The 26,239-nt window shown below is 64.5% G+C and carries 19 protein-coding genes and 1 tRNA gene; 4 read left to right on the forward strand and 16 right to left on the reverse strand.

Features of this window, described 5'->3' with window-relative positions; genetic code table 11:
* Positions 1-67: 67 nt before the first annotated feature.
* From CH306_RS18615 to CH306_RS18655, 9 genes are all read right to left on the reverse strand, one after another.
* The gene (locus CH306_RS18615) at positions 68-1,153 is read right to left on the reverse strand and encodes a glycosyltransferase family 4 protein (RefSeq protein ID WP_094647496.1); all 1,086 of its coding nucleotides are present in this window, start codon (positions 1,151-1,153) and stop codon (positions 68-70) included.
* Between the two features lie 54 nt (positions 1,154-1,207).
* Entirely contained in the window at positions 1,208-2,470 is a 1,263-nt protein-coding gene (locus CH306_RS18620) for a hypothetical protein (protein WP_256981205.1), read from the reverse strand.
* The gene (locus CH306_RS18625) at positions 2,457-3,566 is read right to left on the reverse strand and encodes a glycosyltransferase (protein WP_032394631.1); all 1,110 of its coding nucleotides are present in this window, start codon (positions 3,564-3,566) and stop codon (positions 2,457-2,459) included. Before CH306_RS18625 ends, CH306_RS18620 begins: the two co-directional genes overlap by 14 nt.
* On the reverse strand, positions 3,556-4,821 hold the full coding sequence (locus CH306_RS18630) for a hypothetical protein (RefSeq protein WP_094647498.1): 1,266 nt from the start codon (positions 4,819-4,821) through the stop codon (positions 3,556-3,558). Before CH306_RS18630 ends, CH306_RS18625 begins: the two co-directional genes overlap by 11 nt.
* Positions 4,822-5,064: 243 nt before the next feature.
* The gene (locus CH306_RS18635) at positions 5,065-6,591 is read right to left on the reverse strand and encodes a flippase (protein WP_094631037.1); all 1,527 of its coding nucleotides are present in this window, start codon (positions 6,589-6,591) and stop codon (positions 5,065-5,067) included.
* Positions 6,591-7,643, reverse strand: coding sequence for a glycosyltransferase family 4 protein (locus tag CH306_RS18640; protein WP_032394629.1), 1,053 nt, complete (start codon positions 7,641-7,643; stop codon positions 6,591-6,593). The genes CH306_RS18635 and CH306_RS18640 overlap by 1 nt, the downstream gene beginning before the upstream one ends.
* The gene (locus CH306_RS18645) at positions 7,553-8,926 is read right to left on the reverse strand and encodes an O-antigen ligase family protein (RefSeq protein WP_032394628.1); all 1,374 of its coding nucleotides are present in this window, start codon (positions 8,924-8,926) and stop codon (positions 7,553-7,555) included. Before CH306_RS18645 ends, CH306_RS18640 begins: the two co-directional genes overlap by 91 nt.
* A 40-nt stretch (positions 8,927-8,966) precedes the next feature.
* Complete coding sequence (locus CH306_RS18650) at positions 8,967-10,367, reverse strand: sugar transferase (RefSeq protein ID WP_256981206.1); 1,401 nt, start codon at positions 10,365-10,367, stop codon at positions 8,967-8,969.
* A 229-nt stretch (positions 10,368-10,596) separates the two neighbouring features.
* Complete coding sequence (locus tag CH306_RS18655; RefSeq protein WP_094631038.1) at positions 10,597-11,304, reverse strand: GAF domain-containing protein; 708 nt, start codon at positions 11,302-11,304, stop codon at positions 10,597-10,599.
* A gap of 168 nt (positions 11,305-11,472) precedes the next feature.
* Here CH306_RS18655 and CH306_RS18660 point away from each other — a divergent pair, with 168 nt between their 5' ends.
* Positions 11,473-12,591, forward strand: coding sequence for an endo-1,4-beta-xylanase (locus tag CH306_RS18660; protein ID WP_094631039.1), 1,119 nt, complete (start codon positions 11,473-11,475; stop codon positions 12,589-12,591).
* A 49-nt stretch (positions 12,592-12,640) separates the two neighbouring features.
* Positions 12,641-13,561, forward strand: coding sequence for an alpha/beta hydrolase (locus CH306_RS18665; RefSeq protein WP_032394625.1), 921 nt, complete (start codon positions 12,641-12,643; stop codon positions 13,559-13,561).
* Here the strand turns inward: CH306_RS18665 and CH306_RS18670 are convergent.
* Complete coding sequence (locus tag CH306_RS18670; protein WP_094647500.1) at positions 13,555-17,688, reverse strand: bifunctional nitrate reductase/sulfite reductase flavoprotein subunit alpha; 4,134 nt, start codon at positions 17,686-17,688, stop codon at positions 13,555-13,557. The genes CH306_RS18665 and CH306_RS18670 overlap by 7 nt on opposite strands.
* 258 nt (positions 17,689-17,946) lie before the next feature.
* Here CH306_RS18670 and CH306_RS18675 point away from each other — a divergent pair, with 258 nt between their 5' ends.
* Positions 17,947-19,140, forward strand: a complete 1,194-nt coding sequence (locus CH306_RS18675; RefSeq protein ID WP_094647771.1) for a L,D-transpeptidase — start codon at positions 17,947-17,949, stop codon at positions 19,138-19,140.
* 22 nt (positions 19,141-19,162) lie between these two features.
* Here CH306_RS18675 and CH306_RS18680 read toward each other — a convergent pair whose 3' ends face one another.
* The 3 genes from CH306_RS18680 to orn form a co-directional block, all read right to left on the reverse strand.
* Positions 19,163-19,924: a M23 family metallopeptidase gene (locus tag CH306_RS18680; protein WP_032394623.1), complete on the reverse strand. Its 762-nt coding sequence runs from the start codon at positions 19,922-19,924 to the stop codon at positions 19,163-19,165.
* A 314-nt stretch (positions 19,925-20,238) separates the two neighbouring features.
* Positions 20,239-20,314 (reverse strand) — tRNA-His (locus CH306_RS18685).
* Between the two features lie 77 nt (positions 20,315-20,391).
* Positions 20,392-21,003, reverse strand: a complete 612-nt coding sequence (gene orn / locus CH306_RS18690) for an oligoribonuclease (RefSeq protein WP_082073953.1) — start codon at positions 21,001-21,003, stop codon at positions 20,392-20,394.
* Between the two features lie 94 nt (positions 21,004-21,097).
* On the opposite strand from orn, the gene CH306_RS18695 reads away from it, so the two are divergent.
* Positions 21,098-22,822: a helicase HerA-like domain-containing protein gene (locus CH306_RS18695; protein WP_032394792.1), complete on the forward strand. Its 1,725-nt coding sequence runs from the start codon at positions 21,098-21,100 to the stop codon at positions 22,820-22,822.
* Positions 22,823-22,824: 2 nt separating this feature from the next.
* Here CH306_RS18695 and cmrA read toward each other — a convergent pair whose 3' ends face one another.
* Genes cmrA through CH306_RS18710 form a run of 3 tightly spaced genes read right to left on the reverse strand, consistent with a single transcriptional unit; the run spans position 22,825 to position 26,222 of the window.
* Complete coding sequence (gene cmrA / locus CH306_RS18700) at positions 22,825-23,628, reverse strand: mycolate reductase (protein ID WP_094631042.1); 804 nt, start codon at positions 23,626-23,628, stop codon at positions 22,825-22,827.
* A gap of 24 nt (positions 23,629-23,652) precedes the next feature.
* Complete coding sequence (locus CH306_RS18705) at positions 23,653-25,698, reverse strand: NADPH-dependent 2,4-dienoyl-CoA reductase (RefSeq protein ID WP_179272910.1); 2,046 nt, start codon at positions 25,696-25,698, stop codon at positions 23,653-23,655.
* A complete protein-coding gene (locus tag CH306_RS18710) occupies positions 25,695-26,222 on the reverse strand; it encodes a PadR family transcriptional regulator (RefSeq protein ID WP_027497612.1) in 528 nt (175 codons plus the stop codon). Before CH306_RS18710 ends, CH306_RS18705 begins: the two co-directional genes overlap by 4 nt.
* Positions 26,223-26,239: the final 17 nt, after the last annotated feature.

Below are 26,239 nucleotides of genomic sequence, written 5' to 3' on the forward strand. Positions count from 1 at the left end.
CGCGAGCGTGACGAGGATCATGTTTCTGCACTTCACCAGCTGATGCGTCCGGCGATCGAAGCGGCGTTCAGCCGATCAGCCGGTGTAACAGTTCGGGAAGCGTTTCGCCGATGTCGTGGCGACTGGCCACGCGGTAGCGAGCGCTGTCACCGAGTCGGCGCCGTCGATCCGCGTCACCGATGACGGTCGAGATCGCCTCGGCCAGAGCCGCGGAGTCACCGGGTTCGACCAGTACCCCCGCGCCGTCGGAGAGAAATTCGTGGGTACCGCCGTGATCCGTTCCGATCACCGGCAGCCCGTGCGACATTGCCTCGAGTACCGACAACGGTCCGGCCTCCGGGGACGTACTGGCCGAAATCACGACATCCCACCTGCGGAGTGCGGACTCTGCATCGGTGTGCCCGAGAAACTCCACCCTGCCGGCGAGGTCCGATTCGGCGGCACGTTCGTGGAGCTCCGATACGTAGTCGCGATCGCCGGGAAAGCTTCCGCCGGCCAACTCGACTCGGATGTCGGGGAGTGTGGCGACGGCATCGAGGAGAACTCGGTGCCCCTTCCAGGGTGTCAGCAACGCCAACATGCCGACCACCGGTGGGGTGTGAAGTTCGCCGCCGAAACGGGTCACCGGCCACGGCACTCCGTTGTGTGCCACCACCACCGGAAGGCCTGCCGCGCGGAGCGGAACGGCCGTTGCTTCCGAGACCGACACCGCGACCCGAATTGCCGGGCGGGAGAATCGAACCACCACGCGCTGCTTGAGAGAGTTCATGGTGTCGTGAACGAGCCAGGACGCACCGCGAGTCGGCCGGCACAATCGTGCGACCGGGAGCGCGAACAGGGAATTGACGACAGTTGTCGTGTCGGGCGCGCGCACGACGGAGCGCACTGCGCGTGCGGCACCGATCCACCTTCCGAGCAGGCGCAGCGCGGCGATACCGCGTGCGGCACCGTGCTCACCCCCGAGACCGAGTTCGTCGATCCGAATGTGCCGGGTTCCGCTCGGCAGGCGACGCGCCAATGGTCCCGCGGGGCAGGCGATCACAGTTCTGTGGCCGCGGCGCTCGGCCTCGTCGATCAAATTGAGCAGCACCTTCTCCGCACCGGAAACCTGTCCGGTGTGGGCCAGAAAGAGCACGGTCGACTCGTCGGTCATGTGTTGGCCTGTCTGTGTGGCAAGGGTGGTTCGCGAAAGCGAACTCGTGACTCGTCAGGCATGGTGCAGTAGAGCGACGGGGTCTCCGCACATCCTCTGCAGCGCTGAATCGACGACCGCGACGTCGATCATCTTGCTGCAGAACGATGCCGTGTAGGTCCGCCCACCGGCAATTTCGGCAATGAGCATCGTGCAGCCGTCCGGGCCGTCCGGCTCGAGTGATGCGGCCATCTGCGGTGGCCTGCCGTCGTCGACCCAGTCGAGGTGATCGAACACTCGCACTCGCCCGAGGTCGCTGACGGCCAACCTCAATGTCCCAGGAACGTCGACGACCGAATCGTCGACCTGCGGTCCAGCGGACGACCGAACTCGCGTTGCGATGTCGCGGAGCTGCGACATCCCCAGTACCGCTATGGGCCAACCGGATTCGATCACCTCACGCATCGTCGTAGCGATAGCGACGGGTGTCGTGCCCGACGGCAGGTGAAGTGGAATACCGACGGCGAAGTTCCCGTGCGAATTCTGTTGTGCGGGATCGAGGTAGCGTCGACTGTTGAACAAGACCATGATGTGCTCGGCGACGTCGACGCCCTCTGCGCGCAGTGCCGCGCTCCACAGCGCGATCGAGATCGACGCGGCTGTCGCACCCGGCATGTTCTCGGCCGTCCAGTGCTTGAGTTCGTCCACCCGTGCTCGGCTCATGTACCCGGCACGGCTGACTTTCGCGGTTTCCCAGTTCTCGATTCTTCGGCGGGGAGCAGACCCGTCGTCGACCTCGGGTCTATGGCGTCCGCGCAGCCTACGGAAGTCCAAGATGGTCTTGGGGTTCCGAGAATAGTGACGCCACAATGCTTTCCACGTCGAACTCGCGGGCAATCCTGCCGCGAGCCCGGGAACCAGTGTCCCGTCGGCATCGTCGCAGAATGCCGCCAACATCATCACGCCGAGCTGGCCGTCTCCGATTCCGTGCGAGTAGTCGATGGCGAGATGGTCGTCGAACACGATCACGTCGAGCGGGCTGCACTTGCCGTCTCGGGATCGAATCTCGGTGAGCATCCGACCCAGGTCGTCCGTGGGGCCGCTACTCGCGGTGACGTTGTCACCTGCGATGTCGGTGCGGTAGCGCCAATGCTGATTGTCCGACCGCGGTTCCAGTGCGAGGTGTGCCTCGGCATCGGCCTGTTCGGCGGCCGTGAGCGTTCGTCTCGTACGTACGACGTCGAGACCACGAACCGGACCGACAGCGGTGATTATTCGGGTGTCGGCGAACACTCGATCCAGCGCAGTCGCGCGGTAGCGGTGCTCAGCGGACGGCATCGACGACCTCCTGCATTCGACTGCGGAAGTTGGCGCGAGAAAAGCCTTCCGCCCACGTACGGATGGCGGCGCGGTCGTAGTCCGCAGGGTCGAAGGAGCGCATGGCCTCGGCGAATCCGGCGATCACGTCGTCGTCGGAGCCTGGAGATACGTGCACCCCGGTCTTCCCGGGTACCACCGAGTCCATCGCACCGCCGTCGCCCAGGGCGATGACGGGTGTTCCGGTTGCCATGGACTCGACGGGGACGATCCCGAAGTCCTCTACGCCCGGCATCAGAAGGGCTCGCGTCGTGCGGTGCAGTTCGAGAAGCTTCTCGTGTGAAACTCGTCCCAAGAAGGTCGTTTTGGGTCCGGCAAGTTCTCGGCAGGCGTTCATCGCGCGACCGTCTCCTGCCACCACGAGGGGAACGTCGGCTTCGGCGGCAGCGCGGACCGCGATGTCCGGACGCTTGTAGGGGACAAGGCGTCCCGCGAGCAGGAAGAAGTTCTCTCGCTCGACGGACGGATCCGGTGTGAATCCCTCGGTGTCGACGGGAGGATGGACAACCACTGCGTCGTCGCGCCCCCACCAGTTGTCGATACGACGCGCAACTGCACTCGAATTGGCCACCACGGTGGTCAGTTTCGGTGCGGCGGCTATCTCGCATCGACGTGCGACGGCCGACAATGCCGTCAGTATCGCCGCTCCGGCTCGACCGCCACCCTCGCCTGCGCGCAACTCGGGGTCCCAGGCCCACCGTGCCGGGCTGTGTACATAGGCGATCACCGGGGAGTCGGTGGCGAACACGGCCTGGGTAGCGAAGGCATGGTGGCTGACGACCACGGCATCGAAACCGGTGAGCGGCATTCGGCGAAAGGCCAGCGGCATCAGCGGAAGAACGGGCGCGTACGACCGTTGGCCCAACGCGTTGTACACCCGATTGAGGCCGGTCGTGTGCGGCTCGCGACTGATTCCGGCCGGTACCCCGGACGGCCGGGAGATAGGCGCGAACACCTCGGCCGCAGGCCAGTGCAGAGCAAGTTGCTCGATGACGTGCTCGGATCCGGCGATCTCGGTGAATCTCTCGTGTACGACGGCGATTCTGTCAGCTGGCATGTCTCTGGCCTTCCGGCGCGATCGTCTGTGCGGTCCGTTCCACCCGTCGGGTCGACCTACCGCTCTGCAGGACCAGATGTACGGGGATGTCGAAGTCGTCGAGCAGCCGCAGTGCGGCGGTTGCCGCCTTCTTGTCTCGTCCGCGTTTCGAAACCAGCACCACCACGGTCTCGACGTCACCCACGTCGAGGTGCTGCCACCACGGGTCCGATACGCCGAATTCTGCGGTGGCTCGGCGAGGTTCGGTTGTCCGGTCCTGATCGTGATCCGACTCCGACACGGCACCCTCGCCGACCAACAGGACGATCACGCTCTCGCCCTTGGGAGCAGCGTGTCGAGCGCCTCTCGAGGCAGTCCGGTCGCCGCGTTCGAGCGCAGCGATCCGCGCAGCTACGGCAGGCGGCACCGTATCGCCCGACTTCGGGTCGAAGTGTGCACCGTACTTGCGCGAGACCCGACGGGCCCAGGAGCGAGAGGGCTTGCGTCCGAGGCGTCCTCGGAGCAGCACGATCAGTTCGGCCGCGACGATGAGAGCAGCGAGCGCTGCGACGAGCGCCTCCGAGACCGGTTTCGGCGATACCGGAGTGGTGCTCTGTTCGGGGTTCGACAGCACGACGAGTCGATCTCCGCCCGCTGTGGCCTGAACCTCGCTCAGTCGGGCGCGCAGATCGGCCAGCTCGGAGACGGCCGCGGGCCGACTCGCATCGTCGGGTGCCAGGGCATCGATTCGAGCCTGTTGCGCGTCGACTGCGGACTGTGCATCGCTCGTACGATCGCCGGAGTCGCGAATTGCATTGGCAGTGCTGGTGCTTGCCATGGTCGACACCATCGCCTCGGCCAGATCCGCGGCGAGTTCGGGAGATCGGGTTGTCACCGTCACGATGAGCAGTGCAGGCGAGGTTCCGGGGGAGAGCTCCACGCTCGAGGCGAGTTCTGCTGCGTCCATACCGGAATCGACCTGAGCGAGTACCTCGTCGAGAACACTGCGATCGGTTGCCAGTTCCATGAACGGTGCGCGCATCTGCTCGATGAACGCGTCACCGGGGACAAGAGTCTGGGCCGGTTCGATCTCGGTGACGACCGACGCGGCGTACTGCTCGTCGGTGAGTTCGCTCCTGAGGTAGAACACCCCTGCACCGACCAGCAGCGCGATGACGAGGGCTGGCAGAAATGCTCGGCCCAGCTCACGCATGTGGCCGGCCAGGTCGATGGGTGGGGGTACGTCGCCTCGGTGTACGGCATCGTGGACGGACATCAACCGCATATCCTTCCGTCGTTGATGCGAGCGGATGTACCGCTTCGGCGATTCGTGGAGCCGACGGGCTCGATGATAGCCGGGGTCGGGTGTCGGTCGCGTAGCCGTGCCGCCCGTGAATGAAATTGCACATCAACAACATTGGAATAACAAGCACGGTGATTTGTTGCGATCGCGAAACCGAACTTCGAGTCCGGACCGAGCCGCCCGAATCGGGCGATGTGTCCGTTGTTTCCGTGGTTCTCACTCGGATCGCGCACGGTGCCGTCCTTTCTCTGCCGCTCCCGGCAGTGGTGACTCGACGAGTCCGATCGCAACGAGCGCGTAGAGCACTATCGCGACCAGCAGCGCCGCCGCAGAGGAGACGAGCAGCCACAGGCCGGGGTGGTACTGCACCAGGAACCAGCCGCCGACCGTTGCAGCTGCCGCGATCACGACGACGACCGAAATCGACCGCACAGGAAACAGTTTGGAAATCGGCATACTCCGCGCGATCACTGCCCACAGCAGGACGAGCGTGGTTCCGATCGTCGCTACCGTGGAGATTGCAGCTCCGTCGTACGACATTCGCGGGATCAGAACGAGGTTCAACCCGACGTTCAGGGCCAGGCCGACCAACGCCACCACGGGGTAGTGTCGCTGCATTCCGGCCGATGCGAGCACGAAAATGCCCAGCATCACCAACGACATCAGCGCAGCGCCGATCACGAGCAGACGGGCTGCGTGAGCTCCGTCGACGAAACGGTCGCCGTACAGCAAGCCGATCAGCGGCTCGGCGGACGGTACGAACGCCGCGACAGCCATCGCCCCGAACAGTGCGAACAGCAGTGCAGCCGAACGTGTGCGCGCTCGAAATGCTGTCGTGTCGTGGGGCCACGACGCGACGAGCAGGGTGCTGATCGGTGCCACCGCGGCCAACACGAAGGTGTCGATCATGTCCGAGAATTTGTAGCCGATGGAGTACAGTCCCACGGCCTCGAACGTGTCGAGCAGGCTCAGCATCAACATGTCGATCTTGAGCATGGCGATGGTGAGAGCGAAGCCGATCGCCAGTGGTACGGCCTCTTTCAGATAGGGCCCCCAGCGACGGATTTCGATGTGCCGTGACGGTCGCAGACCCATGGAACGGTTGCCGATGCCGAAGCCCTTGGTCACCAACTTGAACACTTCGTTGGCCACGGCCGGGAGAACGAAGATCAGCAGGGTGGGGGCAAGCACGGCCGCCAGGACGGTCAAGGCCAATTGGAGTGCTTGGCCTGCGCTTTCGGCGACGGCCACCAGGACCAGGCGATGACGGCTCTGGAAGAGGACGCTCAGGGCGTGGCCAGGCGTGGCGAACACGACAACCAGTCCACCCACGACCGTGGCGAGAACCACTTCGCTCGGATACTGCAGCAGGAGAACGTATGCGACGGCCAGCACGTACCCCAGCAGCCCGAGGACGGTCCGCAGAGCCAGGAACGACGATGCCGTTCGACCGATTTCCTCGGGATCGTCGTCCATCAACTTCGCCAGCACGACGCGTCCGACACCCAGATCGGTGACGACGGACATCAAGCCGAGCAGCGCGAAGACGAAGCTGAACTGACCCCAATCGTCCGGTCCGAGGGACCGCGCGACCACGACGCTGCCTGCCCATCCCAGGGCTGCGATGATCACTCGGCTGATCAGGACGGCAATCGTGGCCTTGGCAGCGGCCTTCGGATCCGCGGCCACTGCACGGTAGTCGGGAGGTTGCTCGGTGCCGTCGAGTGCGAGGTCCTCGGCCATCAGACCACGCCTGCGGCTCGATATGCGCCGGCGGTGAGCTCTGCCGTTCGACGCCAGCTGATCTCGCGGGTTGCCACGGCTGCCGCGTCGACGAGGGCTGCGCGGGTATCTCCGTCGAAAGCGATGGGTTTCATCGCCTGTACCCAGTCGTCCACGTTCTCCGATTCGACGAGAACGGCACCGTCGCCGACGACATCGGGGAGGGCACCGACGGCACTGGCGACGACCGCGCCGCCCGAGGCCATCGCCTCGACGGGCGGGAGTCCGTAGCCCTCGTACCGAGAGGCGTACGCAGTGATGGTCGCGGCAGCGTAGAGGCCGGGCAGATCCTCGACGTCCACGTACCCGAGCCCCTGTGAATTGCGGGGGGCGTGGGGGCCGGTGGAGCCGGCCCCGGCCAACAGGCACGGTAGTCCGAGACTCTCCGCTGCGTCCGCCACCAGCTGAACGTTCTTGCGAGGCTCCACCGTTCCGACCTGCATGACGAAACGGTCCGGCAAGTCGTACTTGCGTCGAACGGCGTCCACCCGGCCCTCGCTGGGGACGCGAGCCCACGCTGCGGGTGCCAGGCCGACCACCGTGGCGTCGCGCCCGCTGACCGCCTTGATTCGATCGGCGGTGAACTGCGAGACCGCGATGAGCAGATCTGCGCGACGCAGTGCGCGCCGTACCAGTCTCTGCTCACCCAGTGCGCGAAATCGACTGGAAGCCGACGGCATGTCGATGACCGAGAGGTCGTGCACCGTCGCAACGGTGAAGGCCTTGGTGAGGAACGGCAGGTCGACGTCGAGGCCGTGCACCACATCGCAACGACCGACGGGGAGGGCACCGAGCACAGCGCGAGCCGCACCGCTGGTGACCGGCCTCTCCATCGCCGCGACCGAGGGTGGCAGATCGCCGACGGCGTCGCGCTGCACGCACGCGGCGAGATCGGTACCCGGTAGGCAATGTGGGAGCTCGTTCAGGAGTTCGCGAATGTAGGTCTGTACGCCGCTTCCGCCCGGTCGGAGGGCGAGCGCCCCGAAAACGATTCGTGTTGCGCTGCTGCGCATCCCACCACTCCTAACAAGAGCCAGAAATAGACATCGATCGGAAAGATCTCGAAATACGTGGAGACGAGACTGGCGAACATCGCGGCGACGATCGACGCACCGACTCCGAGGGCGAGCGCACCGTCGCTACCCGGTAGTGCCCGGGACAGGCGGGTGCACCACAGCAACGACGTCACCAACAGCGCCACGACCGCCCAGAGGCCGATCGGCCCCAGTTCGAGCAGCGCCTTGACGTAGTAGTTGTCCGGTTGATAGTTGGTCGACAGTCCGGATCGAGTGAACGCCTGACCCTCTGCGGTGGAAATGCGGTCTGCTGCAGACCCACTCGATCCCAGCCCCGTCCCGACTGGATGAACCAGAATGCTGGCGATGATGTTGGCCCAGCCGTCGCCGCGTTGACCCAGGCTGCTCGACGAGAAGAAGACCGACGTGATCTTGGGTACGAAGGGGACCGTGACGGCGACGGCCACTGCCGCCAGCGCGAACGGCGCGGCGAGGTAGCGGAAACGCACGGCGATCAAGTAGACGGCCCCGACGGCGAGTCCGAGGATCGCGCCTCGCACGATCGAGCTGGACATCGCGATCACCATCATCGGAGTCGCGCAGAGGAACAACAGGTTTCGCCGCCGACGCGGATCGGCCAGCGCTACCGCACCTCCGACCAGCAACGCCAACATCACGTACAGGCCGAAGGGGAACGGCAGATTGAACGTGCTGAACGTACGCAGCAGTCCGCCCGATGTTCGGACCTGCGTGCCGTATTCGTACCCCAGTGACACCAGTGCGGCGGGACCGGCCACCAGTTGCGCTATGCCGACCGCCGACGTGAACACGCCCATGCCCATGAGAACGGAGACGAGGTGGTCCCGATCGGTGGCGTCGAACGGTGCGAGCCACATGACGACCACCAGCAGGATGTAGAAGAAGGTGACTTTGATGCCGAACACGCCCACGACTCCGTATGTGGCGAACGCCGACACGCTGCCGAACACGACGAAGACCGCAGCGGCCGGCCACCACGGCACGAACACTCGAGGCGACGAGCCGCGGACGTGCCGTGGTCGACGCAACCACGCGCACAGGACCGTGAAGACGACGAGACCCTCCTTCCAGCCCGATACGATCCCGGGGAGGGGAACGAGAACCAGAAGTCCGTGCAGTGGAACCAGTCCGGCCAGCAGGAGAACCCCGCGCTGTGGCCGACGGTAGATCGCCGAGGCCACCGCACAGCCCAGCGCGAGCACCAGCGCTGCGCCGACACCGAGCGCGACGTACGTGATCACGCGGTGCCCCGAACGCGGTCGTGTTCGGCGTAGACCACGATCAGTCCTCGGCGCGCTTCAGAACGGCGAGAACCGTGAGAAACAGGATCTTGACATCGAGCCACACCGACCAGTTCTCGATGTAGTAGTTGTCCCACTCGGCGCGGTCGGCGATGGACGTCTGTCCGCGAAGGCCGTGCACCTGTGCCCATCCCGTAACACCTGCCTTCACGCGATGCCTCTCTCCGTACCGACGGATCTGCATCTCGAACAGGTCGACGTACTCGGGGCGCTCCGGCCGCGGACCGACCAAACTCATGTCGCCGCGAAGGACGTTGAGCAGCTGCGGAAGTTCGTCCATCGAGGTCTGTCGCATGATCTTTCCCACGCGCGTTCGTCGATCGACACCTTCGACGCCGCCGGGCGCGTCACCGGCCTTCCGCTCGAACTCGGCGTCGGAGGCACGGGGAGGCCGCATGGAACGGAACTTCAGGCAATCGAACGGCAATCCGTCGCGCCCGATTCGCTCCTGCTTGAAGAAGATCGGTCCAGGGGAACTCAGGCGCACGAGCAGCATCAGCGTCAGGAAGACGGGGGAGAGCAGCAGTAGGCCGAGCGCGGTCAGAACCCGATCGAGAACTCCCTTGAGTGCGAACTGCCACCCCTTGGGGTTCACGTGCGGTAGCACCATCAACGGCAGACCGCCGATGTGCTCGACGCGGGCGTTGACACCTACTGCGTCGTACAGCCTCGGCACCACCCACACTCGCATGCCGAGTCGATGCGCTGTCCTTATGGCACCGAGGAGCTCCCGATCCTCCGTCGGTGCGAACGCGACGATCAGTTCTTCTGCTGCCGTTCTGCGAGCGATGGTCTCGAAGTTGCTCGGAACTCCGAGGTGAGGCAGATCGGCCGGGTCGCCCGCCGAGGACAGGTCGGCGACCGGTGCCTCGCCCACGTAACCGACCGGAAGCAGACCGTACTCCGGGAATTGCCGTGTCCGTGAAACGAGTTGGTGGGCAATCGGATCGTTGCCCAACACGATGGTCGGTGCGGCGGAGCCGTACCTGGTTCGAATCAACCGCTGCACGACGACACGGATCAAGCGAGCAACGGCGATCGTCGCGGCACTCGCCACCCAGATTCGCAGTACGACGGCACTCGGCCGATAGTCGGTGTCGGCCACGAACATCGAGACCATCAACGCCAGTGATGCGAATGCGACGGCGGTTTCGGCCGGCCCGATCTCGTCGAGGAAGTTGCGCCGGAGTCCGCGGCGATACATCGACTTGGCGGCGAGGATGCCGACGAGGAGCGGCAGGAAAAGCCATGGCAGCCAGCCGGTCTCGGTGAGACTCCCCGAATACCACAGCAGTGCTGCAACCACGGCCACGACAGCAGCGAGGACGTCGACGGCCACGGTGATCGCCGAGTGCCACGGATCGACTCGGAGTCGATCCACGAGTGTTCGAGAGTCTACGACTGTGTCCGCCTCGGCAGCCCGAGAGCTGGTGCGCAATGAATCCAGGGTTTTGGGCACATCTACTTCCGGTGGCTAGTTCGGATCGGTGGTCCCGAATATCCCTTTTAATGTATACCGGGACGAAAGAGGCAACCCGGTCGACTTGTCAAAAAAACTCGAAGTCGGTTGTGGGCCGAAAAATGCTAATACCCGATGGGTATTTCGCCGGTTATTCGAAAATTCGCTCGCGAATGATCCACGCCAAATCCTGCAGTATCTGTACGTGGCCGGTAGTCCATTGACGGGGCTGCTGATCCCATACACAGAGGGTTCCGACTGAATGGCCCTCGTCGTCGGTGAGCGGGACTCCGAGGTAGGACACGAGCAGGTTGCCCTGCACCGACGGGTGATCCTTGAGCATGTCGTTGAGCCGTGCGTCCTCGACGACGAGTGGTTGTCCGAGGTCGATCGCGTAGCGGCAGATCGATCCGTCGAGAGGAACCTCCTGCGCGCCACCGAGTTCCGCAGGCAGCCCGAGAGCGCTCTTGAAGTACTGACGTTTGTCGTCGAGCAGCGAGAACGCAGCCGACGGAACGCTGAGGGCATCGGCCACCATGGCGACGACCCGGTCGTACCCGGCGTCGGAGTCGGTGTCCATCAAGCCCGTTCGGGTCACTGCGGCAAGCCTGTCCGGGTCGTCGATCGGGGTGCCGAACACTCGGGTGGCCTCGATCGGGTCGACACCGTTGTCCACGCCCTCCTGTAGAACTCGAAGCAGCGCACCGACCTCGGAATCGGGATCCTCGGACAGCTCTCGCACGATCTGATCGACCACAGCGCGTCGAATGTATGCCTCGGGGGACAGACCCGACTTCTCCGCTTGTGTGGCCAGCAACTCGTTCAGGCGGTCGTCGAAACCGGGAAATCCTGTTGTCATTGTCCAGATGGTAGTACAGGCCGTGACGTCTCACCGACGCCCGAGTCACTGCATTCCATAATTCGGTTTTCGGCGTGGTTCTGCGGCCGAGGACCGAGACAAACCCAGCTGCGAAGCAATATTGCCGGTATTCGATTTCGAATTCACCGAGGTTGCTAACATCTGCCGATGAAACCGAGTTCACCGCGGCGAGCGGCAACCGCGCTTGTAGTCGTGTTGTTGTCCCTGGCTGCCGGGTCGATGCCGGCGGCCGCATCCGTCCTGCGGGAGCAACAGGTACCGGGGGACAATCCGCCGTGTTCGCGGCAGTCGGATGCCGTTCGGATCGGAGTGTCACCGGGCGCTTCGATAGGTGCGCTGTCTCCGACGGATCTGGATCGAGAACTGACGCTCGCCCGCGACGCGGGGTCCTTCGCGGTTCGTCTCGACATCGATTGGTCTGCCATCGAGTCGACGCGGGGCAGGTTCGACTGGAGCCGAACGGATCGGGTGATCGATGCCGTTGTGGCCCACGGGATGTGCGTGCACGGCATCGTCGCGTACACACCGCGATGGGCACGTGTAGCCGGTGCCGTCAACGATTCGCACTCCCGTCCTGCGAACCCTGCGACCTTCGCTGCGTTCGCCAAGACCGTGGTTCAGCGGTACCAGAGCCGAATCAAGATATGGGAAGTGTGGAACGAGCCGAACATCGTGACGTTCTTCAAGCCCGTTCCCGATGTGGCGGCCTATTCGGCGCTGCTTCGAGCGACCTACACGGCGATCAAGCAAGTACAACCCGATTCCACCGTGCTCGCAGGCGGGATGGCACCCTCCGAGGACAAGGACGGCAACATCGCGGGTACGACGTTCCTGTCGAAGATGTACGCGCAAGGATCCAACAAGTACTTCGACGCCTTCAACGTTCACCCGTACACGTGGCCGTACCTACCCAACGACCCGGACACGGCGTCGTGGAACACCGCCATGAAGATGTGGTCCATGCGAGACACCATGATCGCAGGCGGCGACAGCGGCAAGCAGATCTGGATCACCGAGTTCGGTGCGCCAACCGGGACCGCACCCAACAGTGTCAGCGAGCAGGTGCAAGCGGACAGCATAGGGATCGTTCTCGATGCCGTCCTCGGCAACGACTGGCTCGGACCGGCCTACGTGTACAGCCTGCGCGACGCCGGCACCGACACAGCAGACACCGAGCAGAACTTCGGCTTGGTGCAGCGCGACTGGACGCCCAAGATCGCCTACGGACGCGTCGACGCCTACGCCGCCGAGCACTCCGGACGCTGATCGACCGACTCTCGGCCATTGCTTCGACCTGGTGAGCTATTGTCTGCGCATGAATTCGCAGCCGGGGGGCTCGATCCCAGATCGCATCGATGTCACGTTCGATTCTCACGGTGACGCATGCGCGGCGTGGCTCTATCTTCCGAGGGACACCGGCCCGGCTCCGGTGATCGTGATGGGGCACGGCCTCGGCGGAACTCGGGAGATGCGGCTCGACGCCTATGCCGAGCGCTTCCGCGCCGCGGGATACGCCTGCCTGGTATTCGACTATCGCTACTTCGGGGCCAGCGGCGGCGAGCCACGACAGCTGCTCGACATCGACGCGCAATTGCAGGACTGGGCCTCGGCTATTGCTCATGCCCGCTCACGTGCAGATGTGGACAACTCCCGAATCGTGTTGTGGGGCTCATCGTTCGGCGGTGGTCACGTCATCGTCGCCGCCGCCCGAGACCAGCAGGTCGCGGCAGTGATCTCGCAGTGTCCGTTCACCGACGGAATTGCCTCGGGACTCGCGTCGAACACCTGGACATCGATGAAGCTGTCCGGCCGGGCACTGGGTGACCTGGCAGGTTCGGTGATCGGTCGACCGCCGCTGATGGTGAACACAGCCGGACGACCCGGGACGACCGCGCTGATGACCTCACCCGACAGCTACGACGGTTACCTGGCACTCGCGCCGGACGCCGACGAGACCTTTCACAATCGAGTCGCAGCGAGAGTTGCGCTGCATATCGTGCGGCACCGGCCCGGGCGTCGGGCCAAGGACGTTCGGTGCCCCATCCTGTTCGTCGTCTGCGAAACGGACTCGGTTGCGCCGGCGAAGGCCACTCTGCGCTACGCGCGTACGGCACCGCAGGGAGAGATCAAGACCTACGACGCCGGTCACTTCGAGATCTACCTGGGTGAGGCATTCGAGCGAGTGGTGGCTGATCAGATCGAATTCCTCACCCGCACGGTTCCACCGACTCAGTAGACGTCGCGTACGTATCGCTTCTCTGCGGCAAGGGCTTTGACATAGGCCTCGGCACTGCTGGGAGCGAGTTTGCCGTGTTGTGCCACCACGCCCTTCAACGCGGCTTCGACGTCTTTCGCCATTCTGGACGCATCGCCGCACACGTAGAAGTGGGCACCGCGGTGAATCCAGTTCCACAGCTCGGCCCCGTGCTCGCGCATCCGATCCTGGACGTAGACCTTGTCCTTCTGATCGCGCGAGAAGGCGACGTCCAGGCGGTTCAGCGACCCGTCGCTCAGCATCGCAGTCAGTTCGTCGCGATAGTAGAAGTCCGTGTCGGCGTGCTGTTCACCGAAGAACAGCCAGTTGTGGCCGGTGTGCCCGAGTGCGCGACGCTCGTGCAGGAAGGCGCGGAACGGGGCGACGCCGGTACCCGGGCCCACCATGATCATCGGGGTGGTGGGGTCGTCCGGCGGCTTGAAGTGCGAGGTCTTCTGCACGAAGATTCCCACATCGTGGTTCGACGCATGGTCGGCCAGGTAGGTCGAGCACACGCCACGTCGCGGAACTCCGTGCACGTTGTACCGCACCGCCGAGACCGTCACCTGTACCTCGTTGGGGTTCTCCTTCGGACTCGACGAGATCGAGTACAGCCGTGGCTGCAACGGTTTCAGAACTCCCAGCCAGTCGTCCACCGAGGCTCGAACCGGGTGTGCAGCAAGCACGTCGATCGATTGACGACCCCACATCCAGTCGGACAGTGCATGCTTGTTGTCGGGATGCAGCATCGCCTCGAGATCGTCGTCCGCAGTCCGTCGATGGACGAACTTCAGCAGATCCGGTGTTGCACGGGCGATCTCGAGGTGGCGGCTCAGCGCCGTGCGCAGCGACATCGAGCCGTGTCCGGCGAGGTCGACGGCTGCATCGCTGTCCAGGCCGGTGGCGTCGAGCCACTCGTCGACATAGGCATCGCTGTTTCGCGGCCACACTCCGAGCGCGTCGCCTACCTCGTACTCGAGCGTGCCGTCGGGCAGATGGAATCCGAACTGACGGACATCCTTGACCGATCCGCGTGCGGTCAGTACCCGATTTCGTACGAGAGTCGTCACCAGCGGTGACTTCTTGCTGTACCGCTCCGGCTCCGCGCGGGTCTGCGGAACGGTGCGGGCAGACTCCACCCGTGCTTCCTCGATGGTGGTGTCGTCATCGCGCCGAAGCAGATCGACCACCGCATCGAGCCACGCCGCCGCCTCGTTCTCGTAGTCGGGCTCGCAGTCGACGCGCTCGAGCAGTCGCCGGCCACCCAGCTCGGCGAGACGCTCGTCGATCCTGCGTCCGTGGCCGCAGAAGTCCGCATAGCTCGAGTCCCCGAAAGCGAGTACGGCATAACGGATTCCCGGAAGCGTCGCCGCGGACTCGGCGGCGAGGCTGTCCCAGAACGTCGCACCGTTGTCGGGCGCTTCGCCGTCACCGGTGGTACTGCTGACGATCAGCACATCGGCCTCGGCGGGCACACGATCGACGGTGAACGTATCCATCGAGTGTTCGGCTATCGTCAGACCGGCTCCCCGCAGGTGGGCCAGGCAGGACTGGGCGTACTCCTCGGCGGTGCCGGTCTGCGAGGCCCAGAGCAGCAGCACCGGGCGACCGCCTGGATCAGCAGTATCGGCCGATACGCCGGAGACAGCACCGTCGGTGTCGGGCCTACGCGAGAACAGTCCTGCGAGAACGCCGTCGAGCCATGCGTGGGTCTCGGGGGACAGGGGAGTCTGCGACGGCAGGGTGGGCGTTCCGGCGGCGCTGCGGCCCGCCTCACTGCCCAGACCGTCGAGAAGTCCTGCGATGTAACGCTGCTCGATTGTGGTCAGGGGTTCCGAAGGGCGCGCAGGGCGGCCGACGATCGTGGCGAGTGCATCGACCGGATCGTGGGAATGCTCGTCGTCCGCGGGTGAGGGTGATCGGGCTGCAACAACTCTCGTGAGCGTGACAGCGCACGCCTTGAACTCGGGTTGTTGAGAATACGGATCGATGGCGTCGTTGGTGACGGCATTGATGGCGAGATACTCACCGAATTCGTCGTTCCAGTGGAAGGGTGCGAAGCAGCTGCCCGGGAGCACTCGATCGGTGACGACGGCAGGGAGGACGGCTCGGCCTCGGCGGGACGCGACCTCGACGCTGTCGCCGTCGATCAGACCGAGCCGATCGGCGTCGTGTGGGTGCACCTCGACGAAGGGCCCGGAATCGAGTTTGTTCAGTTTTGCGACCTTGCCGGTCTTGGTCATGGTGTGCCATTGGTGCGGCAGGCGCCCGGTGTTGAGCAGAAACGGGTAGTCGTCGTCGGGCATCTCCGCAGGCATCATGCTGGGCCTGGCGAAGAACTGAGCGCGACCGCTCGGGGTGGGGAAGGACAACGCGGGGATCGAACCGTCCTCGGCCACCCGTCGTCGTTGGCTGACCCCGTCGTTGAGGTAACGGATCGGGTGCCGGGTGGTCGACGCGTCGGGCGGACACGGCCACTGGATGGGACTTTCGCGTAGGCGATCGTAGGTGACTCCGCGAATGTCGTAGCCGGTGTTCGGATTCCAGAACTGCTTGATCTCCTCGAACACCTCCTCGGCGCTCGCATACGTGAAGGCATCGGAGTACCCCAGCGCGCACGCCATGTCGGCGATGATCTTCCAATCCGGCAGCGCACCGCCCGGTGCCTCGAGCGCCGGTTGGAACAGCGTGAGGTTGCGTTCGGAGTTGACCATCACTCCGTGCGCTTCCGTCCACAACGCAGCGGGCAGCATCACATCGGCGTACTCGTTGGTTTCGGTATCGGCGAAGGCATCCTGAGTGATGACCAACTCGGCGCGCTCGAGACCGTCGATCACCGTCGTTCTGTTGGCCACCGAGGCAACCGGATTGGTGCAGATGATCCAGCAGGCCTTGATCTCACCGGCAGCGAGCTTGGCGAACATCTCGATGGTTCCGCCGCCGACATCGGTGCGCAGAGTTCCACGCGGAACGCCCCATCGATCCTCGACGAATTCGCGGTCGCCGTCGTTGACCACCGCTCGCTGTCCCGGCAGCCCCGGGCCCATGTATCCCATTTCCCGTCCGCCCATGGCGTTCGGTTGACCGGTCAGTGAGAACGGGCCGCTACCGGTCCTGCAGATGGCACCGGTCGCCAGATGGAGGTTGCACAGCGCATTGGTGTTCCAGGTTCCGTGCGTCGACTGGTTCAGGCCCATAGTCCAGCAGCTCATCCAGTTCTCTGCGCCGCCGATCATCGCGGCGGCGGCCCGCAGGTCTTGCTCGGCGAGACCGGTTGCGGCGCAAACCTTCTCCGGGGTGTAGTCGCTGAGGAACTCCGGCATGGCGTCCCACCCGTCGGTGAACTCCGCGATGAACTCGGGGTCGATGTCGCCGTTCTCGACTATGAGCGCGAGCAGACCGTTGAGCAGCGCGAGGTCCGAACCCGGTTCGAGTTGCAGGTGCAGGTGGGCCTTGTCCGCGGTGGCGGTGCGACGGGGGTCGACGACGATCAGCTTCGCGCCTGCCTTGACTCGGTCCATCATCCGCAGAAAGAGAATGGGGTGACAGTCGGCCATGTTGGAGCCGATGACGAAGAAGACGTCGGCGTGGTCGAAGTCCTCGTAGGATCCAGGCGGGCCGTCGGCACCGAGCGACTGTTTGTATCCGGTTCCCGCGCTCGCCATGCAGAGTCGGGAATTGGACTCGATCTGGTTGGTGCCGATGAAACCCTTGGCCAATTTGTTCGACAGGTACTGGGCCTCGATCGACATCTGCCCCGAGACGTACAGCGCGAGCGCATCGGGACCGTGTTCGTCGATGATCGCTCGCAGCCGCCGGGCGGTGTCGTTGATCGCCACCGACGTGTCCGTGCTCTCCGGGCGCTCGCCGCGGCGGTGCCGGATCCGAGCCTTCTCGAGCCGTCCGGGTCCGGCGAGCATGTCCGCGGTGGTGGTTCCCTTGGTGCACAGCCGGCCGAAGTTGGCCGGGTGAGACTTGTCGCCGACGGATTTGGTGACGACAGGCCTGGTCGTGGTGGTATCGGAGGTCAGGGATGGGCCGCCGACCTCGAGCACCATGCCGCATCCCACGCCGCAGTACGCGCAGAGTGTCTTCACCGTGGTGACCATGCATTCCACAGTGCCCGGCCCAGGGTGCGCCGTCATTACACCTCAGTTAGCCGGATATGACGTTGTCCTCACCATGCTCCGCCGAAGGCGGTGATGCGCGCCCGAGGAACGCAGGAAGCGGACGTGAGGTAACACGAACTTCCCGGTCTGCGATTGGTACTCGAACGTTACTCATCGAACGGGCTGTCGAGTGGAGTGTCCGATTCTTCGCTGGCACAATCGTCCCGGTCGGGCACGAAGTGGGAAGTGGTGTGGTTCATGAGGGTGTATCGCGGATTCGTCATCGCCGCGGTGGGAGTGGTTGCTTCGGTGGCAGTCCTGTCGGGATGTAGTTCTGCTTCGGACATCTCCGAACCGTCGGTGCCGATCGATTCCAACCCGATGACCGAGCTGATGAAGCCGAAGCTGACCTCCAGCGTTCTCGACGGTGCCGTCGGATTCTCGCCGGCGGACCCGGTGACCGTCTCGGTCGCCGACGGCAAATTGTCCTCGGTGACCATGCTCAACCCGGAGGGCGAGCCGGTCTCGGGTGCGATCTCGCCCGACGGATTGTCGTGGACCAACACCGAACCGCTCGGCTACGACCGCGAATACCGAGTTCAGGCCGACGCATACGGACTCGGGGGAGCGTCGAGCACCGTATCGAGCTTCACCACCAGCCAACCCGGCAACTTCACCAAGCCCTACGTATTGCCGAACCCCGGCGACGTCGTGGGTATCGGGCAGCCCGTCGCGGTTCAGTTCGACGAACCGATCACCGACAAGATCGCTGCGCAGAACGCGATCACCGTCACCACCACGCCCGCCGTCGAGGGCGCGTTCTACTGGGTCAACAACAAAGAAGTTCGCTGGCGTCCGCAGAACTACTGGGCGCCGGGCACCAAGGTCGACGTGGCGGTGAACGTGTACGGGCGCGATCTCGGTGACGACATCTTCGGCCAGGAGAACGCCACGACGTCGTTCACGATCGGTGACGCCGTCATCGCCACCGCCGACGACAACACCAAGCAGGTGACGTTCAACGTCAACGGCCAGGACGTCATCACCATGCCGACGTCGATGGGCAAGGACAGCACCCCCACCGACAACGGGGTCTACATTATCGGCGACCGCTTCGAGCATCTCGTGATGGATTCGTCGACCTACGGCGTGCCGGTGAATTCGTCCAGCGGATACCGCACTCCGGTCGACTGGGCGACGCGAATGTCCTACAGCGGCATCTTCTTCCACTCCGCACCGTGGTCGGTGGGACAGCAGGGTTATTCCAACGCCTCGCACGGGTGCCTGAACCTGAGTCCCACCAACGCGAAGTGGGTCTACGACAACACCAAGCGCGGCGACATCGTCGTCGTGAAGAACACCGTCGGCGGAACGTTGTCGGGTACCGATGGCCTCGGTGACTGGAATATCCCGTGGGACGAGTGGAAAGCCGGGAACGCCACCACCGTCTGATCTCGGACCCGGCCCGGCCGCATCAGCTACGGTCGCGAGTCTGGTACAACGACGGGTCGATACCCAGGGTCTTCAGGTACGCCACCGGTTCGATGCTCGAACCGTTGTTGCGTACCTCGAAGTGCAGATGCGGTCCGGTCGAATTTCCGGTACTGCCGACTGCGCCGAGTACGTCGCCCGGTGCCACTTCGTCTCCGACGGCGACGGCGATGCTGGATTGGTGGCCATAGTAGGTCTCGGTGTTGCCGCTCTTGACTCGGACGAGCTTGCCGTAGCCGTCGCCTGCGTCTCCGGCTTGAACGACGGTTCCACCGGTCACCGCGTGGATGGGCGTTCCGCTGTCTGCGGCGAAGTCCACGCCCTGGTGGTACTGCGCTCCGTTACCGGTCGGGTTGTTACGTCCGCCGTAGCCCGAACTGATGCGGTACTTGCCCGCGTCGATGGGGAGCACCGCCCCGCCGAGCCCCACGGTCGGGGGCGCGGTCGGGAGTTCGATCTCGGGCAGGTCTGCCGTGGACGGTGCGTCGGCGACGTCGGGTGCAGAGAGAACGTCGCTGTCCAGAACGATGGCTGCGACCTGATTGATGAGCACGCCGGTGGCGTCGAGAACGGCAGCGAGAATGGCGGCCCGTTGCTGCGCATCGGGCTGCGGTATGGGGATCTGAGGTAGTTCGATCGTGGGTTGAGCGGTGGCCACCGCCGGGCTGAGCACGCCGGTTGTGCCGATGCACAGTGCTGCCGACAAGATCGAACCCGCTATGACTCTGTGCATTCTGCGACCCACGAAAAGCCTCCTCGTCTGCGTCCTCCGCGCACCGTCGGATGGGTGCGCGCAGGACGTAAGAACATGTTCGGTGACGCTTCGGGGCACGCTGAACTCACGTAGCAAAAAACACATGAATCACATTGGTACTTTTCTTCCCCAAAAGTGCCATTGGTAACCGTACGTCACATTAACCCCACAGGAAACCTGAAAGTTGAATTACAACAACGTAATTCGAGGTCAGGGTGGATGTGGGGGTGACGGGGCGGCCCTCTGGGCTGGGTGATGGACGCACGAAAAAGGCCGGTCTCGCGAGGAGACCGGCCTTGTTCGTATGGGGTGAGTGACGGGACTCGAACCCGCGACACCCAGGATCACAACCTGGTGCTCTACCAGCTGAACTACACCCACCATATGCGCATCAGCAGAACCGTTTCGGGCTCTCCATCAGCAGCGTCGACAATACTAGCGGGTTGAATCCCGGGTTGCTAATCCGCCCCTGCTTGCGTGTCGAGATCGTGAACGACCGCGGCGATATCGCTGGTAGAGGGCCCTGGCTGCGCCACGAATGCCGTGCGGCGGTAGTACTGCAGCTCTTTGATCGACTCCTTGATGTCTGCCAGAGCCCGGTGGGCAAGGCCCTTGGGAGGCTGTCCGTAGTAGATCCGCGGGTACCACCGGCGGGAGAGTTCCTTGATGGAGCTCACGTCGATCATGCGGTAGTGGAGGTAGGTGTCGAGCGCGGTCATGTCGCGGGAGATGAACCCGCGATCGGTCGCGATCGAGTTTCCGGCGAGTGGAACGGTCCCGGCCACCGGGACATGCTCCTTGATGTACGCCAGAACGCGCTGCTCGGCTTCCTCCAGCGTCACCGTCGACGCCCGCACCTCGTCGGTCAAGCCCGACTTGGCGTGCATGTCGGTGACGACGGCAGGCATGTTCGCCAACGCGTCGTCGTCGGCGTGGATGACGATGTCGACACCCTCCCCGAGGATGTTGAGCTCACTGTCGGTCACCAGCGCCGCGATTTCGATCAGCTTGTCCTTGCTCAGGTCCAAGCCGGTCATTTCACAATCGATCCACACGAGTTTGTCCTGCACTCGCACCACACTAGTGCGAGCTGCGATGCCACTAGGGTTTGCGGTGGCGATCGAGCCAGATCAGCATCAGCACACGTTCATGGAGGACGCGGACATGACAGTCGACCCGACGCAGCCGGAACCTACGCTCAGCCCGGCAGAGAAGGCGAAGGCAGCCAAAGCCGCAGCCGTCGAAGCAGCACGGGTCGCAGCCGAAGCGCTGGCCGCCGCCGACGCCGCCGAAGCCGAAGCGCTGGCTGCGGAAAAGGGGCAGCCGCAGGCATCGACCGGCAGAGCCGCCGAGATCGCCGCCGGATACGCCTCGGAGGGCGCCGCGTTGGAATTGGGAACCGTGGTGCTGGACGGCGTCACCGATCCGTCTGCCCGCATCCGAATCCCGTTGGCCACGTTGAACAGACACGGACTCGTGGCCGGAGCCACCGGAACCGGAAAGACCAAGACGTTGCAGGGTATTGCCGAACAGCTGTGCGCCGCAGGCGTCCCCGTGGTCATGGCCGACGTCAAAGGTGACCTGTCGGGCCTGTCGAAGCCAGGAGCGGACAACGAGAAGATTCGCAGCCGAGCAGCGGACACCGGTATTGCGGACTGGGCTCCCACCGGCCATCCGGTGGAGTTTCTCTCGCTCGGCACCGAGGGAATCGGGGTACCGGTCCGCGCCACCATCACCGCCTTCGGGCCGATTCTGCTCAGTAAAGTGTTGGGGCTGAACACCACTCAGGAATCCACCCTGGGCTTGATCTTCCACTGGGCCGATTCTCAGGGGCTCGCCCTGCTCGATCTCAAGGACCTGCGATCGGTGATCATGCACCTGACCAGCGACGAGGGCAAGGCCGACCTGAAAGGCATCGGCGGCGTCTCCTCGGCAACCGCAGGCGTCATTCTGCGCGCGCTGGTCAACCTCGAAGCAGACGGCGGCGACACCTTCTTCGGCGAGCCCGAGCTCGAGACCGAGGACCTGCTGCGAGTCGGGCCGGACGGACGGGGCGTCATCACGCTGTTCGAGCTCGGAGCGCAGGCAGCACGGCCGGTGATGTTCTCCACCTTCCTGATGTGGGTGCTGGCCGACCTGTTCCAGACTCTGCCCGAGGTGGGCGATGTCGACAAACCCAAGCTGGTCTTCATCTTCGACGAGGCGCACCTGCTGTTCGCCGACGCGTCGAAAGCATTTCTGCAGCAGGTGGAGCAGACCGTCAAGCTCATCCGCTCGAAGGGGGTCGGCGTCTTCTTCTGCACGCAGCTACCCACCGACGTCCCCAACGACGTTCTCTCCCAGTTGGGAGCGCGAATTCAGCACGCACTGCGCGCCTTCACACCCGATGATCAGAAGGCGTTGAACAAGACGGTGCGCACGTACCCCAAGACCGACGCCTACGACCTCGAGAAGGCACTGACGTCCTTGGGTACCGGCGAGGCCATCGTGACGGTGCTTTCGGAGAAAGGTGCCCCGACGCCCGTGGCCTGGACCAAGATTCGCCCGCCGCGCTCGTTGATGGACACCATCGGCAACGACGCCATCGCGGCGGCCGCGTCGTCGAGCACACTGTCCGCGAAGTACCGGGAAACGGTCGATCGTGAGTCGGCCTACGAGCGGATGAACGCTCGCGTGGCCAACGCGCCCGCTCCGGCCGAGAAGTTCGACATCCCGCCGCTGCCGGCCGATCTGCCGGATCTACCGCCGAGCGAGCCGGACGGCCCGTCGGCTGCCGAGCGCATCATGGGCAACCCTGCCGTCAAGAGCTTTCTCCGCTCGGCCGCCTCGGCTGCCGGGCGGGAAATTTCGCGCAGCATCTTCGGGACCGGACGTCGCCGCAGGCGCTGAGATCAGTTGCCCAGCTTCTTGTAGAAGCTGCCGATGATCGGAGCGGAGATGCTACGCGGGCTGTACTGCCCGGCCGCCGACATGCCCTTGCTGAGCAGGCCCGGTACGACGCGCATCTTGTTCTTCGCCAGGCCGTCGAGGGACAGCTTCGCGGTGTAGGCGCTGTCGATCCACAGAAAGTCGGGAACCATCTTGTCCACGATCGAGGCCTCGGCCGGATCGGGTGTCTCGGTGCGGACCGGTCCCGGAGCCAGCAGGGTGACGTTGACGCCGGTGCCCGCGAGCTCACCGCGGAGCGATTCGGAGAACGTGTTGACGAAGGCCTTGGTCGCGGCGTACGTCGCATTGTTGGGGATGGCCATGTTGCCTGCCGCCGAACCGGTGATGAGGATTCCACCTGCTCCGCGGCCGATCATGCCGGGCATGACGGCCAACGTGAGGTCGTGTACCGCAACGGCATTGAGCTCGACCTGATCACGCTCGTGCGCTGGATCGAGACCGGCCACCGGTCCGAACGTCGCGATACCCGCGTTGTTGCACAGGATCGAGATCTCGCGCTCGGCCAGCTCGGTGACCAGTTCCTGTCGCTGCTGACGATTCGACAGATCCGACTGACGCACCTCGACGGTCACGCCGTGCTCGGCTGTGAGCTTGGCAGCCAATGCCTCGAGCAGCTCGCCGCGTCGGGCCACCACGATCAGGGAATGTCCACGGGCGGCGAGTTCGGTGGCCAGGGCTTCACCGATTCCGGAGGAGGCTCCGGTGACGACGGCGCGGGCATCTGGACTGGGCTTGGGCAGGCTCACGGTGAGACAGGCTAGCGGAAAAGATCAGATCGTGGCCGCGAGCCGGGTGCCTTGCTCGATGGCCCTCTTGGCGTCGAGCTCCGCTGCGACGTCCGCACCGCCGATGACGTGTGTGGTGGTCCCCGCGGCCTTCAGTTCGTCGACCAGGTCGCGTACCGACTCCTGGCCCGCGCAGATCACGATGGTGTCGACCTCGAGAACGCGCGACCGTTCGTGCTTGTCACCGAAGGAGATGTGCAGCCCCGCGTCGTCGATCTTCTCGTAGTTGACGCCCGAGAGCTGATGCACACCTTTGGCTTTCAGCGCAGCGCGATGGACCCAACCGGTCGTCTTCGCCAGCCCGGCCCCGATGCGTCCCGGCTTGCGTTGCAGTAGGTACACCTCACGCGGAGACGGTGCGGGCACCGGAGTCGTCAACGCCCCCGGCGCGGCCTCGGGCTCGGTGACGCCCCATTCCTGCTTCCATTCCTTCAGATCCAACGTGGGGGAGGCGTCGGTGGTGAGGAACTCGGAGATGTCGATACCGATACCGCCGGCACCGATGACCGCGACCCGATCGCCGATGGGCCTGCCGTCGCGCACCAGTTCTGCGTACGACAGCACCGACGGATGCTCGATGCCGGGGATGTTCGGAATCCGGGGAGTGACGCCGGTGGCGAGTACCACCTCGTCGAACTCGCCCGCGATCAGTTCTGCGGCGGTGACCCTGGTGTCGAGGTGCACTGCGACGTCGGCGGAGCGCAGTGCGCTCGAGAAATACCGGATGGTCTCGGCGAATTCCTCCTTGCCGGGAATGAGCCGCGCGATACCGAACTGTCCACCGATCTCGCTTCTGGCCTCGAACAAGCTGACGGCATGTCCGCGTTGCGCGAGATTGAGTGCGGCAGCCAGGCCTGCGGGTCCGGCTCCGACGACCGCGACCTTCTTGGTCTTCTTCGTCGGCAGCAGCTGCAGGTCGATCTCACGTCCGGCACGAGGATTGACCAGGCAGGAGACCTTCTTGTGGACGAACGCGTGGTCGAGGCAGGCCTGATTGCAGGCAATGCAGGTGTTGATCCGGTCCGCCGAGTCGGTCGCGGCCTTCTCGACCCAGAACGGATCTGCGAGCATCGGCCTGGCCATTGCGATCAACTGTGCGTCGCCGCGGGCGAGGATGTTCTCGGCGATCTCGGGCATGTTGATGCGATTGGACGCGGCGACGGGGATGGCCACGTGCTTCTCGAGCTTGCCGGTGATGTCCGCGAATGCAGCCCGTGGTACCGAGGTGACGATGGTCGGCACTCGCGACTCGTGCCAGCCGATGTCGGTGTTGATGATGTTCGCACCCGCGGCTTCGACGTCCTGCGCCAGTGCGACGATGTCGTTCCAACTCTGGCCCTGCTCCACCAGATCGGCCATCGACAGCCGGAACACGATGAGGAAGTCCGGGCCCACGGCTGCCCTCGTCTGCCGCACGATCTCCACGGCCATTCGCCGGCGGTTCTCCGCCGAACCGCCCCACTCGTCTCGTCGCTTGTTGGTGCGCTCGGAGAGGAACTGGTTGATGAAGTAGCCTTCACCGCCCATGATCTCGACGCCGTCGTATCCGGCGCTCTGGGCGAGCCGAGCGCAGCGCACGAAGTTGCGGATCTGCCAGCGGACGCCCCGCGAGGTCAGTCGCCTGGGCCGAAAAGGGTTGATGGGGGCCTTGATCGACGACGCCGAGACGCTCAGCGGCTGATAGGAATAGCGCCCGGCATGAAGGATCTGCAGTGCGATCTTGCCGCCCTCGCGGTGCACGGCAGCGGTGATCCGTCGATGTCGGCGGGCTTCGATGCGATTGGTCAGCTTGGCCCCGAACGGCAACAGCCAGCCGGTGCGATTGGGGGCATAACCCCCGGTGATGATGAGTGCGACTCCGCCGCGGGCACGCTCGGCGAAGTAGGCCGCCAATCGGCCGGTGTCGCGGGCGCGATCTTCGAGGCCGGTGTGAATCGATCCCATGATCACGCGGTTCTTCAGCGTGGTTGCGCCGACATCCAACGGCGACAACAGAATCGGATACGGGCCAGCGGTCTGCTCGATCGTCACAGCTTCTCCAATACCTCGGTGCACCACTCGGTGAATCCTTCTTCGACGCGAATTCCGCCGCGCAGCACCAGATATTGATGCAGCGCGGTGCCGGTGAGGGCAGCGGGAGCCGGAAAATCCTGTTTCTCGATCAGTCGATAGACGTCGAGGCGGGTGGCATGTACATCGCGATGGCGGGCGACCTCGACCTTGAGAGCCTCGATGTCGCCGTTGGCCGCACCGCGGATCTTGACGGCCAGCTCCTCGCGTAATTGCGAGGGGTCGGTCGGCGCGGCGATCCAGCGGTCGAGTTCGGCCCGGCCCGCAGCGCTGACGGAGTACACCTTCTTGTCCGGCCTGCCGTCCTGCGCGACCGCCTCGCCGGTGATCCACCCGGCCCCGTCCATTCTCGTCAGAGTCCGATAGATCTGCTGATGCGTTGCGCTCCAGAAGAACCCGATGGACTTGTCGAAGCGACGGGCGAGCTCGTATCCCGAGCCGCTGAGCTCGGTCAGGGAAACCAGGATCGCGTGTTCCAAAGCCACACCCGAGAGTATGTATG

This window comes from Rhodococcus sp. 15-725-2-2b, from assembly GCF_002259075.1.
Classification (GTDB): domain Bacteria; phylum Actinomycetota; class Actinomycetes; order Mycobacteriales; family Mycobacteriaceae; genus Rhodococcoides.